An 18,203-nucleotide genomic window follows, 5' to 3' on the forward strand; every position below is an offset into this window, starting at 1 on the left:
GAAGAAAAGCTCCGCTTTGCTATCCGTGAAGGTGGCCGCACCGTTGGTGCAGGCGTCGTCGCTTCCATCATCGAATAAAAACCTGCTGGTCAGCTAAAATAAATGCTGATCAGTGCTTTTTAGAGCTTGATGTTTTAAATTTTGAGCGCTAAGAGGTTGAAAGAATTCAAACATCGGATTCTCCGGTGTTAAATACAAGAGCCTTCAGGTTTAAGTATTTAGGGGTATAGCTCAGTTGGTAGAGCGACGGTCTCCAAAACCGTAGGTCGCGGGTTCGAGCCCTGCTGCCCCTGCCATTTAGTTGGGTGCTGCATAGTGTAAAGCTGTGCCGCGCTCAATTTCGTTTTAAGGCCGGTAATATTTTTTAGGTTGAATATTATGGTCAAGCACATTCTCGCCTTTTGAGGTGAGGGGAGTGTCCGAAGGGTCTTTTCTCTGGGTGGGCGCAGTTTTTGAACGACTGTTTTACTTTCGTTAACGTCTGGGCTTGTATTTTTTGAGAATCGGTTCTATGTAAGGTCAACAGACACGCGGCGCGTGGGGCTGAATCATCAGCTTTACGTGCCGTAGTTGCGTGAGTGGAAAATTGATTCGTTTGCGAAATTGTTTTTTACTACGCCAGATCAATGACAGAGTGACAAATGGCATCTAAGACGAATCCTTTTACATTTTTGCAGCAGGTTCGTGCTGAAACGGCTAAGGTTACATGGCCTTCACGGCGTGAAACTGTTATTTCTACCATTATGGTGGTTGTAATGGCGTTTGTTGCGGCTGTGTTTTTCTTTTTTGCAGATCAGCTTATGGCTTACGTTGTTGAGTTGATACTTGGTCTCGGACGCTGACGGTTTATACGGGAGTAACGGGATGACTGCACGCTGGTACATTGTTCATGCCTATTCGAACTTTGAAAAAAAGGTTGCTGAAGATATTCAGCTGAAGGCGGACCAGAAGGGTCTGTCGCACCTGATCGAACAGATTATCGTTCCGACCGAAAAGGTTGTGGAAGTGCGTCGTGGCCGCAAGGTTGATGCAGAGCGTAAGTTCTTTCCAGGTTATGTATTGATTAAAGCGAATTTGACAGATGCTCTGTTCTCGCTGATCAAAAACACATCGCGCGTAACCGGCTTTTTGGGTGATCCGAATCCGGTTGCGATTCCTCTGCGCGAAATCGAACAGATTTTGGCGCAGGTTCAGGAAGGTGTTGATCGTCCTAAGGCTTCTATTACCTTTGAAGTGGGTGAGCAGGTTCGTGTTTCTGACGGTCCGTTCGCATCCTTCAATGGTATCGTACAGGAAGTTGAGGAAGAGCGCGCACGCTTGAAGGTTGAGGTTTCAATCTTTGGACGCGCCACGCCTGTGGATCTTGAATTCGGTCAGGTTGAAAAGCTTTGATCGTTTTACGGCGGCCTTAGTGTCGCCCGCCGCATTGTAAATGCGGTGTGAGGTGGAAGGTAAGCCGGCTTTAGCCGGTCGGTAAGCCAGACCACCGAACTGCACTGCCAATTTAATTGGCGTTTTAAAGAGTCGCCGGTTCGCCGGTATATCAATGAAAGCAGAATGCAATGGCTAAAAAAGTTGCAGGTCAGCTCAAACTGCAGGTTGCTGCAGGTGCTGCCAACCCTTCGCCACCAATTGGTCCGGCTCTCGGTCAGCGTGGTATCAACATCATGGAATTCTGTAAGGCATTTAACGCTGCTTCACAGGATATGGAAAAGGGTTCCCCGATTCCAGTCGTGATTACATATTATCAGGACAAGTCTTTCACTTTTGTGATGAAGACCCCACCTGTTGCTTACTTCTTGAAAAAGGCTGCTAATCTTAAGTCCGGTTCGAAAGAGCCAGGCAAGATTAAAGCCGGTACAATTTCACGCGATAAAGTTCGTGAAATTGCAGAAGCTAAGATGAAAGACCTGAGCGCAGCTGATATCGAAGCGGCTATGCGTATGGTTGAAGGTTCTGCCCGTTCGATGGGCCTGGAAGTGGTGGGCTGATCTGATGGCGAAATTATCAAAGCGTGTAGCTAAGATTCGTGAAGGTTTTGATCACGATAAGCTTTATGACTTGTCGACCGCTATCAGCGTAGTCAAGGAACGTGCTGTTGCGAAATTCGATGAAACCATCGAAATCGCGATGAATCTCGGTGTTGACCCACGTCATGCAGACCAGATGGTTCGCGGCGTTGTTAACCTGCCAAACGGTACAGGCCGTACAGTTCGCGTTGCTGTTTTTGCTCGTGGCGATAAAGCCGAAGAAGCTAAAAAAGCCGGTGCAGACATCGTTGGCGCAGAAGACCTGTTCGAAATCGTCAATGGCGGCAAGATCGAGTTTGACCGTTGCATTGCAACCCCTGACATGATGCCACTGGTTGGTCGTCTGGGTAAGGTTCTTGGACCGCGCGGCATGATGCCGAACCCTAAAGTTGGTACTGTTAGCGTTGATGTTGCAGCAGCTGTTGCTGCCTCCAAGGGCGGTGCAGTTGAATTCCGCGTTGAAAAAGCTGGTATTATCCATGCTGGTATTGGCAAGGTTTCATTTGACAACAAGGCTTTGGAAGAAAACATCCGCGCATTTGCTGATGCAGTTCTGAAGGCAAAGCCTGTTGCTGCCAAGGGTGAATACCTGAAGCGCGTTTCGATTTCTTCAACCATGGGCGTTGGCGTCAAAGTAGATGCAGCCTCCGTTAAAGTTGAAGCTTAATAATTTGCTGGTCTGTTGAATTTCAACAGACCAGCGCTTTCATTCCGGGCCGCAAGGCCCGGATAACCGGATGAAAATCCGGTTATCCTGTCCGAGATTGTGGGTGGCTTCGGTCTTAAATTTTGCCTGCATGAGACGTGGAATAACCAGGTTTAGCGCTAGTCGCAATTCAAGGTTTGAACCGTAGTTGCTTTTATAATGCCGGTGTATGCCGCTTATAAAAGGGACAGGAGACCAAGCGTCTGAATGCTTCATTGAATGAATGAATTCAGGCTAAGGCAAACCGGCAATTGCATTTTTATGTAATTGTCTACTGGAGAGACACCGTGGATAGAGCGGAAAAACGCGAATTTGTCACATGGCTGAACAGTACTTTTAGCGAGTCTGGTTCCGTCGTCGTGGCTCACTATACCGGTCTCACTGTTTCGCAGATGAGCGATCTACGTTCTAAAATGCGCGAAGCTGGTGGTTCCGTTAAAGTCGCGAAAAACCGCCTTGCCAAAATCGCTCTTCAGGGCACGGAAGCTGAAGGTATCGCAGAGCTTTTCACAGGTCAGACTGTAATTGCTTATGCAGAAGATCCTATCAGCGCTCCTAAAGTAGCAGTTGAGTTCGCCAAGGCTAACGACAGGCTCGTTATTCTTGGTGGTGCAATGGGTGCAACCACTCTTGATGCCGAAGGCATCAAGTCACTTGCTTCCTTGCCTTCACTCGACGAACTGCGCGCAAAGCTGGTTGGTATGATCCAGACACCGGCACAGCGTCTTGCAGTACTTACAAGCGCACCAGCAGGCCAAATCGCCCGCGTTATTGGCGCGCATGCCCGGAAGAACGAGGCGGCTTAAGGCCGTTTCTCGCTGTCAATTGTTCAAACCTTTAAACTAAGGAATACTAAAATGGCTGATCTCGCAAAGATCGTTGAAGACCTCTCAGCATTGACCGTTCTCGAAGCTGCAGAACTGTCCAAGCTTCTGGAAGAAAAGTGGGGCGTTTCCGCTGCTGCTCCTGTTGCTGCTGCTGCTGCTGCTGGTGGCGCTGCTGCCGCTGCTGCTGAAGAAAAGACCGAATTTGATGTCGTTCTCCTTGACGGCGGCGCATCCAAGATCAACGTGATCAAGGAAGTTCGCGCAATCACCGGTCTGGGTCTGAAAGAAGCTAAAGACCTCGTTGAAGGTGCACCTAAGCCTGTTAAAGAAGGTGCAGCTAAAGACGAAGCTGAAAAAATCAAAGCTCAGCTCGAAGCAGCTGGTGCTAAGGTTGAACTTAAGTAAGTTCAGTCATCCGGCAGATGTTCTTGCATCTGCCGGATCTCTGCATTATCAGTAGATGGATGCAGTTTAGTAGGTACCGAACCCTTTTCCTGACCACAATTGATGTGGTCAGGAAACGGGTTTTGTCCCGTTCAGGTGACCGCCGTCAGGCGGCGTATAATAAAGGCCGCAAGGCGTGAGCAAGGCCGCAAGGCTATAGAACGAGGAGCGACGATGGCTCAGACCCATTCTTTCAATGGTCGCAAGCGCGTACGCAAGTTTTTCGGTAAGATCCCCGAGGTCGCCGAGATGCCGAACCTGATTGAGGTTCAAAAGGCATCTTACGACCAGTTCCTTATGGTTAAGGAACCTGCTGGCGGGCGTCTTGACGAAGGCTTGCAGGCCGTTTTCAAGTCTGTTTTTCCGATTCAGGACTTTTCCGGAGCATCGATGCTTGAATTCGTTTCTTACGAGTTCGAGGCGCCGAAATTTGACGTTGACGAATGCCGTCAGCGTGATTTGACCTATTCCGCACCATTAAAAGTGACTTTGCGTCTGATCGTTTTCGATATTGACGAAGATACCGGCGCGAAATCCATTAAGGATATTAAAGAGCAGGATGTTTACATGGGCGATATGCCGCTCATGACAGACAACGGCACTTTTATCGTTAATGGTACTGAGCGTGTTATCGTGTCACAGATGCACCGTTCACCTGGTGTGTTCTTCGATCATGATAAGGGCAAAACCCACTCATCGGGCAAGTTGCTTTTTGCATCGCGTGTCATTCCTTACCGCGGTTCATGGCTGGATATCGAGTTTGATGCCAAGGACGTAGTATTTGCCCGTATCGACCGTCGTCGTAAATTGCCAGTCACCAGCTTGCTGATGGCACTCGGTATGGATGGCGAAGAAATTCTTTCGACTTTCTACAACACTGTCACATATACACGTGACGGTGATGATTGGCGTATGCCTTATTCGGCTGAGCGCTTTAAAGGTATGAAAGTTATTTCAGACCTGATTGACGCTGATACCGGCGAAGTTGTTCTTGAGACCGGCAAGAAGCTGACAGCCCGTGCTGCCCGCCAGCTGGCTGAAAAAGGCCTCAAGGCTATCAAGGTCACCGAAGATGATCTGTTTGGCTCATATCTGGCTGAAGACATCGTCAATTATGAAACCGGTGAGATTTTCCTCGAAGCCGGTGACGAGCTTGACGAAAAGACACTGAAGGTTCTGCTTGAAACCGGCGTTGATGAAATCAATACGCTGGATATCGACCATGTGAACATCGGTGCCTACATCCGTAATACACTGGCCGCTGACAAGAATGAAGGCCGTCAGGATGCGCTGTTTGACATCTACCGTGTCATGCGTCCTGGTGAGCCACCGACCATGGATTCTGCTGAAGCCATGTTCCATTCACTGTTCTTTGATGCAGAGCGTTACGATCTGTCCGCAGTTGGTCGCGTCAAGATGAATATGCGTCTTGATGTCGATGCCGCAGACACTGTTCGTGTCCTTCGCAAAGAAGACATTGTTGCTGTTGTTAAAATGCTGGTTGAGCTGCGCGATGGTCGTGGTGAAATCGACGATATTGACAACCTCGGCAACCGTCGTGTGCGTTCGGTCGGCGAATTGATGGAAAATCAGTATCGCGTTGGTTTGCTGCGTATGGAACGCGCAATCAAAGAGCGTATGTCGTCGATCGAAATCGATACAGTGATGCCGCAGGATCTCATCAACGCGAAGCCTGCTGCGGCGGCTGTGCGTGAGTTTTTCGGTTCTTCGCAGCTGTCGCAGTTTATGGATCAGACCAATCCGCTGTCTGAAATTACCCATAAGCGTCGTCTTTCGGCTCTCGGACCCGGCGGTCTGACCCGTGAGCGTGCAGGCTTTGAAGTTCGTGACGTTCATCCGACACATTATGGCCGTATCTGCCCGATTGAAACACCGGAAGGCCCGAATATCGGTCTGATCAACTCTTTGGCAACTTTTGCCCGCGTCAACAAATACGGCTTCATCGAAAGCCCGTATCGTAAGATCGTTGACGGCAAGGTCACCAGTGATGTTGTTTATCTGTCTGCAATGGAAGAAGCCAAGCACTCTGTTGCTCAGGCTAACGCCATTATCGACGAGAACGGTCACTTTGTTGATGAATTCGTTGTTTGCCGTCATGCCGGCGAAGTGATGATGATGCCACGTGAAAACGTGGACCTCATGGACGTTTCGCCTAAGCAGTTGGTATCGGTCGCAGCAGCTCTTATTCCGTTCCTTGAAAACGACGACGCGAACCGCGCATTGATGGGTTCGAACATGCAGCGTCAGGCCGTGCCTCTGGTACGTGCAGAAGCTCCATTCGTCGGCACCGGTATGGAACCGATTGTTGCCCGTGACTCCGGTGCTGCTATTGCTGCACGTCGCGGTGGTGTTGTTGATCAGGTGGATGCGACCCGTATCGTTATCCGGGCAACCGAAGATCTGGATCCGTCCAAGTCCGGTGTTGATATCTACCGCCTGATGAAGTTCCAGCGCTCCAACCAGAACACCTGCATCAACCAGCGTCCACTGGTTCGTGTCGGTGATCGCATCGGTAAGGGTGACATTATCGCTGACGGTCCTTCGACCGATCTTGGTGATCTGGCGCTTGGTCGTAACGTGCTGGTCGCGTTCATGCCTTGGAACGGCTACAACTATGAAGACTCCATCCTGCTGTCTGAAAAGATTGTTTCCGATGACGTTTTCACTTCGATCCATATCGAAGAATTTGAAGTTGCGGCTCGTGATACCAAGCTCGGACCTGAAGAAATCACCCGTGATATTCCAAACGTTTCGGAAGAAGCGCTGAAGAATCTCGACGAAGCCGGTATTGTTTATATCGGTGCCGAAGTGAACCCGGGCGATATTCTGGTCGGTAAGATCACACCAAAGGGCGAAAGCCCGATGACACCGGAAGAAAAGCTGTTACGCGCCATCTTTGGTGAAAAAGCTTCCGACGTCCGTGATACCTCCATGCGTATGCCTCCGGGAACATACGGTACGATCGTTGAAGTTCGTGTTTTCAATCGCCACGGCATTGAAAAAGACGAACGTGCAATGGCCATTGAACGTGAAGAAATCGAACGTCTTGCAAAAGACCGCGATGACGAACAGGCCATTCTCGACCGCAACACCTATGGTCGTCTGGTGGATACACTGGAAGGTAAAGTCGCGATTGCCGGTCCTAAGGGCTTCAAAAAAGGCGGCGCACTGACCCGTGATGTGATTGCAGAATATCCGCGTTCACAATGGTGGCAGTTTGCTGTTGAAGACGAAAAGCTTCAGGGTGAAATTGAAGCGCTTCGCAACCAGTACGACGAATCCAAGAAGATGCTTGAAGCACGCTTCATGGACAAGGTTGAAAAGGTCCAGCGCGGCGACGAAATGGCTCCTGGCGTCATGAAGATGGTCAAGGTCTTTGTTGCTGTTAAGCGCAAGATCCAGCCTGGTGACAAGATGGCCGGCCGTCATGGTAACAAGGGTGTGGTTTCCCGTATTCTGCCTGTCGAAGATATGCCGTTCCTGGAAGATGGTACGCATGCGGATATCGTGCTTAACCCGTTGGGTGTGCCGTCCCGTATGAACGTTGGTCAGATTCTGGAAACGCATCTGGGCTGGGCTTGTGCCGGTATGGGTAAGAAGATCGGTGAACTGATCGAAGCCTATAAGAAGAGCGCTGACATTCAGCCGCTGCGTCAGACACTGGAGCATATCTATCCAGATAATGACCGCAACGAGCCTGTCCGCAATTACGATGATGAGTCGGTTCTGACACTGGCTAATCAGGTAAAGCGCGGCGTATCGATTGCCACACCTGTTTTTGACGGCGCTGTGGAAGCCGATATCAACGCGATGCTGACAGATGCCGGTTTGGCAACATCGGGTCAGTCAACTCTTTATGATGGTCGTACCGGTGAGCCGTTCGATCGTCAGGTGACTATGGGCTACATCTATATGCTGAAGCTCCATCACTTGGTTGACGACAAGATCCATGCGCGTTCGATCGGACCTTACTCGCTCGTCACACAGCAGCCGCTGGGTGGTAAAGCGCAGTTCGGTGGTCAGCGCTTCGGTGAAATGGAAGTCTGGGCTCTGGAAGCTTACGGTGCAGCATATACCTTGCAGGAAATGCTCACAGTCAAGTCTGATGACGTGGCCGGACGTACCAAGGTCTATGAAGCGATTGTACGTGGTGACGACACATTCGAGGCCGGTATTCCTGAGAGCTTTAACGTTCTCGTCAAGGAAATGCGCTCGCTGGGTCTCAACGTACAGCTCGATGACACCCGTGATGCTCAGCCGATGCTGCCGGACGCAGCCGAATAAATTTACAGGCGCGCTATGGTTTTTCCATAGTGCGCCCGTATTGTCAGTTTAAACGGCATTAGTTAGCGAATTCTATTTACGGTGATGAGGTATCCTCCTGCATCGCTGACGACACAAAGGGCGGCGGATCGCCCTCAAGGAGAACGGCATGAACCAAGAGGTCATGAATCTTTTCAATCCTCAGGCTCCGGCGCAGACGTTCGATTCCATCAGAATCTCGATCGCCAGCCCTGAGAAGATTCTGTCCTGGTCATACGGCGAGATCAAAAAGCCGGAGACGATCAACTATCGTACGTTCAAGCCTGAACGCGATGGTCTTTTCTGTGCGCGCATCTTTGGCCCGATCAAGGATTACGAATGCTTGTGCGGTAAGTACAAGCGTATGAAATACAAAGGCATCATTTGCGAAAAATGCGGCGTTGAAGTCACATTATCACGCGTACGTCGTGAGCGCATGGGTCATATTGAACTCGCGGCTCCGGTTGCACATATCTGGTTCCTGAAATCTCTGCCAAGCCGCATCGGTACATTGATGGATATGACGCTCAAGGATATTGAGCGCGTACTCTACTTCGAAAATTACATCGTTACCGAACCAGGTCTGACTTCACTGAAAGAGCATCAGTTGCTTTCAGAAGAAGAATATATGATCGCGGTTGACGAGTTCGGTGAAGATCAGTTCACAGCTCTTATCGGTGCAGAAGCAATCTACGAAATGCTGGCCGCTATGGATCTGGCAAAGATCGCTGCTGACCTGCGCGTGGAATTGGCTGAAACGACATCAGAACTGAAAACCAAGAAGCTGATGCGTCGCCTGAAGATCGTTGAAAACTTCATGGAATCGGGCAACCGTCCTGAATGGATGATCATGAAGACTGTTCCGGTTATCCCACCGGATCTGCGTCCTCTGGTTCCGCTTGATGGTGGTCGTTTTGCGACTTCCGATCTGAACGACCTTTACCGCCGTGTGATCAACCGTAACAACCGTTTGAAGCGTTTGATCGAACTGCGTGCGCCTGGCATCATTATCCGTAACGAAAAGCGTATGCTTCAGGAAGCTGTTGATGCGCTGTTCGACAATGGTCGTCGTGGCCGCGTCATCACCGGTGCGAACAAGCGTCCGCTGAAGTCCCTTTCAGACATGCTAAAGGGTAAGCAGGGTCGTTTCCGTCAGAACTTGCTCGGTAAGCGCGTCGACTATTCCGGTCGTTCGGTTATCGTGACCGGTCCTGAACTGAAATTGCACCAGTGCGGCTTGCCGAAGAAGATGGCACTGGAACTGTTCAAGCCATTTATCTATGCACGTCTTGACGCCAAAGGCTTCTCTTCAACTGTTAAGCAGGCGAAGAAGCTGGTTGAAAAAGAACGTCCGGAAGTTTGGGATATTCTTGATGAAGTGATCCGTGAGCATCCGGTTCTTCTAAACCGTGCGCCAACACTTCACCGTCTTGGTATTCAGGCTTTTGAACCCGTGTTGATCGAAGGTAAGGCAATCCAGCTGCACCCGCTCGTATGTACTGCGTTTAACGCTGACTTCGACGGTGACCAGATGGCTGTTCACGTGCCGCTGTCGCTTGAAGCACAGCTTGAAGCACGCGTTCTGATGATGTCGACCAACAATATTCTGCATCCTGCAAACGGTCTGCCGATTATTGTTCCTTCACAGGATATGGTTCTCGGTCTCTATTATCTGTCGATCGTTGCGGATAAAGAGCCGGGTGAGGGCATGATTTTCGCCGATATGGGCGAATTGCACCATGCGCTGGAAAGCAAAGTGATTACACTGCACACGAAAATCAAAGGTCGCTACAAGACCGTTGATGCAGAAGGTAATCCGGTTTCCAAGATTTATGACACCACACCAGGTCGTCTGATTTTGGGTGAATTGCTGCCGAAGAACGTCAATGTTCCATTCGACACCTGCAATCAGGAAATGACCAAGAAGAACATCTCCAAGATGATCGATCTGGTTTACCGTCATTGCGGCCAGAAAGAGACAGTGATCTTCTGTGACCGTGTGATGCAGCTTGGCTTTGCACATGCGTGCCGCGCGGGTATTTCCTTTGGTAAGGATGACATGGTCATTCCTGACACCAAGGCGAAGATCGTTGCCGACACTGAAGCGCTCGCCACCGAATATGAACAGCAGTACAATGACGGTCTGATTACTCAGGGCGAAAAGTACAACAAGGTTGTTGATGCTTGGGGTAAGGCGACTGACAAGATTACCGAAGAAATGATGGCTCGTATTAAAGCCGTTGAATTCGACCCGGTAACCGGTCGTCAGAAGCAGATGAACTCGATCTACATGATGTCGCATTCCGGCGCGCGTGGATCGGTCAACCAGATGCGTCAGCTCGGCGGTATGCGTGGTCTGATGGCCAAGCCTTCAGGTGAGATTATCGAAACGCCGATTATCTCGAACTTTAAAGAAGGTTTGACCGTTAACGAATACTTCAACTCCACACACGGTGCCCGTAAGGGTCTTGCCGATACGGCGTTGAAGACCGCGAACTCCGGTTACTTGACACGTCGTCTTGTTGACGTGGCTCAGGATGCGATCATCTCCGAAGTTGATTGTGGTGCTGATATTGGTCTGACCATGCAGCCTATCGTTGATGCCGGTCAGATTGTAGCCTCCATTGGTCAGCGCGTTCTCGGCCGTACAGCACTCGATGCAATCCTGCATCCGCTGACGGGTGAAGTCATTGTTGAAGCCGGTCGTATGATTGAAGAATACGACGTCGATAAGATCGAAAAAGCTGGTATCCAGTCGATCCGTATCCGTTCGGCTCTGACCTGTCAGACACGTAACGGCGTGTGCGCCAAGTGCTATGGTCGTGACCTTGCACGCGGTACTCCGGTTAACCAGGGTGAAGCAGTTGGTGTTATCGCGGCTCAGTCCATTGGTGAGCCTGGTACACAGCTGACCATGCGTACGTTCCACTTAGGCGGAACAGCGCAGGTTGTTGATAGTTCTTATCTTGAAGCTTCTTATGAAGGTACAGTCCAGTTGCGTAACCGCAACGTGGTTCGTAACTCTGACGGCCAGCTGGTTGTCATGGGTCGTAACATGGCTGTTCTCATCATTGATGCTTCCGGCAAGGAACGTGCAAGCCATCGTGTTACTTACGGTTCACGCTTGTTCGTGGATGAAGGTGATGCAGTTCGTCGTGGTCAGCGTATTGCGGAATGGGATCCATATACCCGTCCGATCGTTACCGAAGTTGAAGGTATTGCTGAATTTGAAGACCTCGTTGATGGTCTCTCGGTTCAGGAAACCACCGATGAATCAACCGGGATCACCAAGCGCGTTGTTATAGACTGGCGTTCAACACCACGTGGTGCAGATCTGAAGCCTGCGCTTATCATCAAGGATAAGTCCGGCAAGATCGCGAAACTTTCAAAGGGTGGTGAAGCCCGCTTCCAGCTTTCAGTTGAAACAATTCTTTCGATTGAGCCAGGTGCGACGGTTAAAGCCGGTGACGTCATTGCGCGTCTGCCGCTTGAAAGTGCCAAGACCAAGGATATTACCGGTGGTCTGCCGCGGGTTGCTGAATTGTTCGAAGCACGTCGTCCGAAGGATCATGCGATCATCGCTGAAATCGATGGTACAATCCGCTTCGGTCGTGACTACAAAAACAAGCGTCGTATTGTTATTGAGCCAAGTGACAGCACGATTGAACCAGCAGAATATCTGATCCCTAAGGGCAAGCCTTTCCATCTCCAGGATGGTGACGCGATCGAAAAGGGTGATTACATTCTCGATGGTAATCCGGCACCACACGACATTCTTGCTATTAAGGGTGTTGAAGCGCTGGCGTCCTATCTGGTCAATGAAATTCAGGAAGTCTACCGTCTGCAGGGCGTGTTGATCAACGATAAGCACATTGAAGTCATCGTACGTCAGATGTTGCAGAAAGTTGAAATCACCGAGTCCGGCGATAGCGGTTACATCCCTGGTGATCATGTTGATCGCATTGAACTGGATGAAATCAACGATCGTCTGATCGAAGAAGGCAAGAAGCCAGGTGTTGGTACTCCGGTACTCTTGGGTATTACCAAGGCTTCGTTGCAGACACCTTCGTTCATCTCTGCTGCATCCTTCCAGGAAACAACCCGCGTTCTGACCGAAGCGGCTGTTGCTGGTAAGATGGACACATTGCAGGGCCTGAAGGAAAACGTGATTGTTGGTCGTCTGATCCCGGCAGGTACCGGTGGCATGACCAACCAGATCCGCCGGATCGCTTCGGCCCGCGATGAACTGATCATCGACGAGCGCAAGAAATCCTCCGGTTCTGCCAGCGCAGACGCCATGTTGGTTGATATGACCAAAGGCGCTGCTGAATAAAAAATAAAAAAAGCGGTCTGAATTTCAGGCCGCTTTTTTCATGCTCTTATCAGACATAAAAAGAGACCGCCGGCGAGGGCGGTCTTTTTTTGTTTGTGAAGCAAGGCTTATTCTTCGTCTTCTTCCTCATCGTCACCATCAAATTCGATCAGGGCAACCTCACCGCTACGCGCTGTTTCCCATGCGCTGCGATGTGGTTCTTCATCCGGTTGATCTTCAATTGTACCAACTTCGAGAAGTTCGGCCTCATGATAACCTTCCTCAGCCAGAATGCTCAAAGCGAGATCAACCAGATTTTCATCTTCTTTGTTGGTGAGGAGAAGGTGAACTTCAATCGACTCATCGCTGCCTTCGTTCCAGACATCGGCAATGATAAGATGAACCGGAAGTTCTGTTTTCGGCGTTTCAGTTGTGGACGACATTGTGGATTCCTTGAAATTACAGTTGCTTTTCGACTCAGTCGTGGTTGAATAGCTTTTGTTGCGGCTGATCGCCATCCTAAATGGTTAAAACATCGTTGACGATGCTAAATAATCACCGGTCCCCCGCTTTTCGGCATGGTTTGCGCTGCCCAATTCGTTAAAAATTCCTTAACAGAGTGCCTGTTTTAAGAAAGTTAAGCCGCAGACCTTGACGCGGGAGTGTTAAACGCGTATCAGCAGCCCATCTGAGCCGATGTGAGACAGGCTTTTTCGAGGTGACTCACCTTGAAGTTCATCTCAAACAGGGTTCGTTTTACTTACGAAATGCAACTTGCCGTTCGCATGAAACTGTTGGTTTCCTCTGCTTTTGTTCGGGATGGATACCGCTAGGTACGCTATACCCGAATTTGTGCATGTTTATAGCGTAGAAACGGCCCAATTGGGCAGAGATACGAGTTTTTTGAAAGAGGAAGGTGCTATGCCTACCGTAAACCAGTTGATCCGCAAGCCGCGCACTGCGCCGGTAAAGCGTAATAAAGTGCCTGCTTTGCAGGCAAATCCACAAAAACGTGGCGTTTGCACCCGCGTTTACACCACAACCCCTAAGAAGCCTAACTCGGCTCTTCGTAAGGTTGCCAAAATCCGTTTGACCAATGGCTTTGAAGTCATCGGCTACATTCCGGGTGAGGGTCACAACCTTCAGGAGCACTCCGTGGTTATGATCCGCGGCGGCCGCGTAAAGGATTTGCCGGGTGTGCGTTATCACATCATCCGTGGTGTGCTTGATACACAGGGTGTTAAAAACCGTAAACAGCGTCGTTCGCTGTATGGTGCTAAGCGCCCTAAATAAGAATTTTCCGGGGATACCGGCCGCCATTCCGGCGAGTTGAGCCCGATGTAATTGAAAGACTAGAATAAATGTCTAGACGCCATAAAGCTGAGAAGCGTGAGATCAATCCGGATCCAAAGTTTGGAGATCTCGTCATCACCAAGTTCATGAATGCAGTAATGCTTCATGGTAAGAAATCGACTGCTGAAGGTATCGTATACGGCGCGTTGTCCGCGATCGAAGCGAAAGCCAAGCAGGAGCCGCTTGCCCTGTTCCATCAGGCGCTTGATAACGTAGCTCCGCACGTTGAAGTGCGTTCGCGTCGCGTTGGTGGTGCAACCTATCAGGTTCCGGTTGATGTTCGCCCAGATCGCCGTCAGGCGCTGGCGATCCGTTGGTTGATCAATGCTGCTCGCGGCCGTAACGAAACCACTATGGTTGATCGTTTGTCCGGTGAGTTGCTTGATGCAGCTAACAACCGTGGTTCGGCTGTTAAGAAGCGTGAAGACACGCATCGTATGGCTGAGGCGAACCGCGCCTTCTCGCATTACCGTTGGTAATCATCGAACTCTATTCAAAGAGCAGAAAACATGTCCCGCGAATATAAAATCGAAGACTACCGTAACTTTGGTATTATGGCTCACATCGATGCCGGTAAGACCACGACTTCGGAACGTATCCTGTTTTACACCGGTAAAAACCATAAGATTGGCGAAACCCACGACGGTTCCGCTACTATGGACTGGATGGCGCAGGAGCAGGAACGCGGTATTACGATTACTTCTGCTGCTACAACAACTTTCTGGCAGGGCCGTGATGGCAAGAAGCGTCGCTTCAACATCATCGACACTCCGGGTCACGTTGACTTCACCATTGAAGTTGAGCGTAGCTTGCGTGTGCTCGATGGTGCGATTGCACTTCTCGATGCGAATGCCGGTGTAGAGCCGCAGACTGAAACCGTATGGCGTCAGGCTGAAAAGTACCATGTACCACGCATGGTTCTTGTAAACAAAATGGACAAGATCGGCGCAGACTTCTTCCGTTGCGTTGATATGATCAAAACCCGACTTGGTGCGACAGCACTCGTTATCCAGCTGCCAATCGGCTCGGAAAACGAATTTGAAGGCGTTGTTGATCTGGTTGAAATGAAGGCATTGACTTGGGATGGCACCATCGGTGCTCCAACTCAGGTCGGCGATATTCCGGCTCATCTCTTGGAAAAAGCCGAAGAATACCGTGAAAAGCTGATCGAAGCTGCTGTTGAAGTTGATGAAGCTGCAATGGAAGCTTACTTGGAAGGCAAAATGCCAACCAATGAAGAGCTGCGCGCATTGATCCGTAAGGGTACAATCGACGTTCTGTTTCATCCGGTTCTCTGCAGCACCGCGTTCAAGAACAAAGGCATTCAGCCGGTTCTCGATGCAGTTGTTGACTATCTTCCTGCTCCAAACGAAGTTCCTGCAATTAAAGGTATCGACGTTAAGACTGAAGAAGAAACAACACGTGAATCATCTGATGATGCGCCGCTTTCATTGCTCGCATTCAAGATCATGAACGATCCGTTTGTTGGTACGCTGACATTCGCCCGTATTTACTCTGGTAAGCTGACCAAGGGCGTTTCCTTGGAAAACACCGTTAAGGGTAAGCGCGAGCGTATCGGCCGTATGCTGCAGATGCACTCAAACAGCCGTGAAGATATCGAAGAAGCATTTGCTGGTGATATCGTTGCGCTTGCTGGTCTGAAAGAAACCACAACCGGTGACACGCTCTGCGATCCGCTGAAGCCTGTTATTCTGGAACGTATGGAATTCCCAGATCCAGTTATCGAAATTGCGATCGAACCTAAGACCAAAGCTGACCAGGAAAAGATGGGTATTGCACTCAATCGTCTGGCTGCTGAAGATCCTTCATTCCGCGTTAAGTCCGATGAAGAATCAGGTCAGACCATCATCGCAGGTATGGGTGAACTTCACCTCGACATCCTCGTCGATCGTATGAAGCGTGAATTCAAGGTAGAAGCAAACGTGGGTGCTCCACAGGTTGCTTACCGTGAATCCATCACCCGTCAGGCAGAAATTGACTATACCCACAAGAAGCAGTCTGGTGGTTCGGGTCAGTTCGCTCGTGTTAAAATTGTCTTCGAACCACATGATGGCGATGACTTTATCTTTGACTCCAAGATCGTTGGTGGTGCGGTTCCTAAGGAATTTATCCCTGGCGTTCAAAAGGGTATCGAAAGCGTTATGGGTGCGGGTCCTCTTGCTGGTTTCCCAATGCTCGGCGTTAAGGCAACTTTGATCGACGGCGCGTATCACGACGTTGACTCCTCCGTTCTGGCCTTTGAAATTGCTGCTCGTGCAGCATTCCGTGAAGGTGCACAGAAGGCAGGCGCTCAGCTTCTTGAGCCGATCATGAAGGTTGAAGTTGTTACTCCTGAAGATTATGTCGGTGATGTAATCGGTGATCTGAATTCACGTCGTGGTCAGATCTCGGGCACAGAAGCCCGCGGCATTTCCACTGTCGTGAACGCAATGGTTCCACTGGCCAACATGTTTGGTTATGTGAACAACCTTCGTTCGATGTCACAAGGCCGCGCACAGTACACGATGCAGTTTGATCACTACGATCCTGTACCGGCTGCGGTTGCACAGGAAATCCAGAAAAAGTTTGCGTAATTCATTTTACGTAAGTCAATCAAGAATGCCTGAGCAGGCTAAACTTATGGAGAGCTCAGATGGCTAAGAGTAAATTTGAACGTAATAAGCCGCACGTTAACATCGGCACCATCGGTCACGTTGACCATGGTAAGACCTCGTTGACAGCTGCTATCACCAAATTCTTTGGTGACTTCCGCGCATACGACCAGATCGATGCTGCACCGGAAGAAAAAGCACGTGGTATCACCATTTCAACGTCGCACGTTGAATATGAAACCGAAAACCGTCACTACGCACACGTCGACTGCCCAGGTCACGCTGACTATGTTAAGAACATGATCACCGGTGCGGCTCAGATGGACGGCGCGATCCTCGTTGTGAACGCAGCCGACGGCCCGATGCCGCAGACCCGTGAGCACATCCTGCTTGCTCGTCAGGTTGGTGTTCCTGCGATCGTTGTCTTCTTGAACAAAGTTGACCAGGTTGACGATGCTGAACTGCTTGAACTGGTTGAAATGGAAGTTCGTGAACTTCTGTCGAAATACGACTTCCCAGGCGATGATATTCCAGTTGTTAAGGGCTCTGCTCTTGCTGCTTTGGAAGATTCAGACAAGACCATTGGTGAAGACGCAATCCGCGAATTGATGGCAGCAGTTGATGCTTACATCCCGACACCAGAGCGTCCAGTTGACCAGCCGTTCCTGATGCCAATCGAAGACGTGTTCTCGATCTCCGGTCGTGGTACAGTTGTTACCGGTCGTGTAGAGCGCGGTATCGTTAAAGTTGGTGAAGAAGTTGAAATCGTTGGTATTCGTCCTACCAGCAAGACAACTGTTACCGGCGTTGAAATGTTCCGCAAGCTGCTCGATCAGGGCCAGGCTGGCGATAACATCGGTGCACTGGTTCGTGGTGTTGGCCGTGAAGACGTTGAACGTGGTCAGGTTCTGTGCAAGCCAGGTTCCGTTAAGCCACACACCAAGTTCAAGGCAGAAGCCTATATTCTGACCAAGGAAGAAGGCGGCCGTCATACTCCGTTCTTCACCAACTACCGTCCTCAGTTCTACTTCCGTACCACTGACGTTACCGGTATTGTGACCTTGCCAGAAGGCGTTGAAATGGTTATGCCAGGCGACAACGTTTCGGTTGATGTTGCGCTGATCGTGCCAATCGCTATGGAAGAAAAGCTCCGCTTTGCTATCCGTGAAGGTGGCCGCACCGTTGGTGCAGGCGTCGTCGCTTCCATCATCGAATAATAATAATTGTGCAGGGACGTTTCCTGTTATATGAAACGTCCCTCGTAACAAGGAACAGATGAAATGAACGGTCAAAACATCCGCATTCGCCTTAAGGCGTTTGATCATCGGATCCTTGACGCTTCGACCCGCGAAATCGTGTCGACTGCCAAGCGTACCGGTGCCAATGTGCGCGGACCGATCCCTCTGCCAACACGGATCGAAAAGTTCACAGTTAACCGGTCGCCGCATATCGATAAGAAGAGCCGCGAGCAGTTCGAGATGCGCACGCACAAGCGTCTTCTCGATATCGTTGACCCAACCCCGCAGACTGTAGATGCGCTGATGAAGCTGGATCTGTCCGCAGGTGTTGATGTCGAGATCAAGCTGTAAGGCTTGA

General features: G+C 50.2%; 15 protein-coding genes and 1 tRNA gene. 15 read left to right on the top strand and 1 reads right to left on the bottom strand.

Features of this window, described 5'->3' with window-relative positions:
• The 10 genes from JNC77_RS06540 to rpoC form a co-directional block, all read left to right on the top strand.
• Window positions 1-78: EF-Tu C-terminal domain-related protein (locus JNC77_RS06540; RefSeq protein ID WP_445482846.1), on the top strand; the 78-nt coding region annotated here is incomplete at its 5' end.
• Between the two features lie 142 nt (window positions 79-220).
• Window positions 221-296: transfer RNA gene (locus JNC77_RS06545), tRNA-Trp, on the top strand.
• Window positions 297-641: 345 nt separating this feature from the next.
• Window positions 642-842, top strand: coding sequence for a preprotein translocase subunit SecE (gene secE, locus JNC77_RS06550; RefSeq protein ID WP_374830697.1), 201 nt, complete (start codon window positions 642-644; stop codon window positions 840-842).
• A 22-nt stretch (window positions 843-864) separates the two neighbouring features.
• Window positions 865-1,392, top strand: coding sequence for a transcription termination/antitermination protein NusG (gene nusG / locus JNC77_RS06555; RefSeq protein ID WP_374830699.1), 528 nt, complete (start codon window positions 865-867; stop codon window positions 1,390-1,392).
• 170 nt (window positions 1,393-1,562) lie between these two features.
• A complete protein-coding gene (gene rplK, locus JNC77_RS06560; RefSeq protein ID WP_343804213.1) occupies window positions 1,563-1,991 on the top strand; it encodes a 50S ribosomal protein L11 in 429 nt (142 codons plus the stop codon).
• A gap of 4 nt (window positions 1,992-1,995) precedes the next feature.
• On the top strand, window positions 1,996-2,697 hold the full coding sequence (gene rplA, locus JNC77_RS06565; protein WP_374830701.1) for a 50S ribosomal protein L1: 702 nt from the start codon (window positions 1,996-1,998) through the stop codon (window positions 2,695-2,697).
• Window positions 2,698-3,023: 326 nt separating this feature from the next.
• Window positions 3,024-3,542, top strand: coding sequence for a 50S ribosomal protein L10 (gene rplJ, locus JNC77_RS06570; protein ID WP_374830703.1), 519 nt, complete (start codon window positions 3,024-3,026; stop codon window positions 3,540-3,542).
• 51 nt (window positions 3,543-3,593) lie between these two features.
• On the top strand, window positions 3,594-3,968 hold the full coding sequence (gene rplL, locus JNC77_RS06575; RefSeq protein ID WP_374830705.1) for a 50S ribosomal protein L7/L12: 375 nt from the start codon (window positions 3,594-3,596) through the stop codon (window positions 3,966-3,968).
• Between the two features lie 213 nt (window positions 3,969-4,181).
• Window positions 4,182-8,312, top strand: coding sequence for a DNA-directed RNA polymerase subunit beta (gene rpoB, locus JNC77_RS06580; RefSeq protein WP_374830708.1), 4,131 nt, complete (start codon window positions 4,182-4,184; stop codon window positions 8,310-8,312).
• Window positions 8,313-8,460: 148 nt separating this feature from the next.
• The gene (gene rpoC / locus JNC77_RS06585) at window positions 8,461-12,663 is read left to right on the top strand and encodes a DNA-directed RNA polymerase subunit beta' (RefSeq protein WP_374830710.1); all 4,203 of its coding nucleotides are present in this window, start codon (window positions 8,461-8,463) and stop codon (window positions 12,661-12,663) included.
• 107 nt (window positions 12,664-12,770) lie between these two features.
• Here the strand turns inward: rpoC and JNC77_RS06590 are convergent, their stop codons facing one another.
• Window positions 12,771-13,085 carry a hypothetical protein gene (locus JNC77_RS06590; protein ID WP_374830712.1) on the bottom strand — a complete coding sequence of 105 codons (315 nt, stop codon included), beginning with the start codon at window positions 13,083-13,085 and terminating at the stop codon, window positions 12,771-12,773.
• A gap of 478 nt (window positions 13,086-13,563) precedes the next feature.
• Here JNC77_RS06590 and rpsL point away from each other — a divergent pair, with 478 nt between their 5' ends.
• The 5 genes from rpsL to rpsJ all read left to right on the top strand — a co-directional run bounded on the left by rpsL (window position 13,564) and on the right by rpsJ (window position 18,196).
• Window positions 13,564-13,935: a 30S ribosomal protein S12 gene (gene rpsL / locus JNC77_RS06595; protein ID WP_184218718.1), complete on the top strand. Its 372-nt coding sequence runs from the start codon at window positions 13,564-13,566 to the stop codon at window positions 13,933-13,935.
• Between the two features lie 68 nt (window positions 13,936-14,003).
• Window positions 14,004-14,474: a 30S ribosomal protein S7 gene (gene rpsG, locus JNC77_RS06600; RefSeq protein ID WP_374830714.1), complete on the top strand. Its 471-nt coding sequence runs from the start codon at window positions 14,004-14,006 to the stop codon at window positions 14,472-14,474.
• Between the two features lie 30 nt (window positions 14,475-14,504).
• On the top strand, window positions 14,505-16,589 hold the full coding sequence (gene fusA / locus JNC77_RS06605) for an elongation factor G (RefSeq protein WP_374830716.1): 2,085 nt from the start codon (window positions 14,505-14,507) through the stop codon (window positions 16,587-16,589).
• 59 nt (window positions 16,590-16,648) lie between these two features.
• Entirely contained in the window at window positions 16,649-17,824 is a 1,176-nt protein-coding gene (gene tuf, locus JNC77_RS06610; RefSeq protein ID WP_374830718.1) for an elongation factor Tu, read from the top strand.
• 63 nt (window positions 17,825-17,887) lie between these two features.
• Complete coding sequence (gene rpsJ, locus JNC77_RS06615; RefSeq protein WP_002964363.1) at window positions 17,888-18,196, top strand: 30S ribosomal protein S10; 309 nt, start codon at window positions 17,888-17,890, stop codon at window positions 18,194-18,196.
• The last annotated feature ends 7 nt before the right edge of the window (window positions 18,197-18,203 follow it).

Origin of the sequence: Paenochrobactrum pullorum (assembly GCF_041929845.1) — a bacterium.
Lineage (GTDB): Bacteria > Pseudomonadota > Alphaproteobacteria > Rhizobiales > Rhizobiaceae > Paenochrobactrum > Paenochrobactrum pullorum.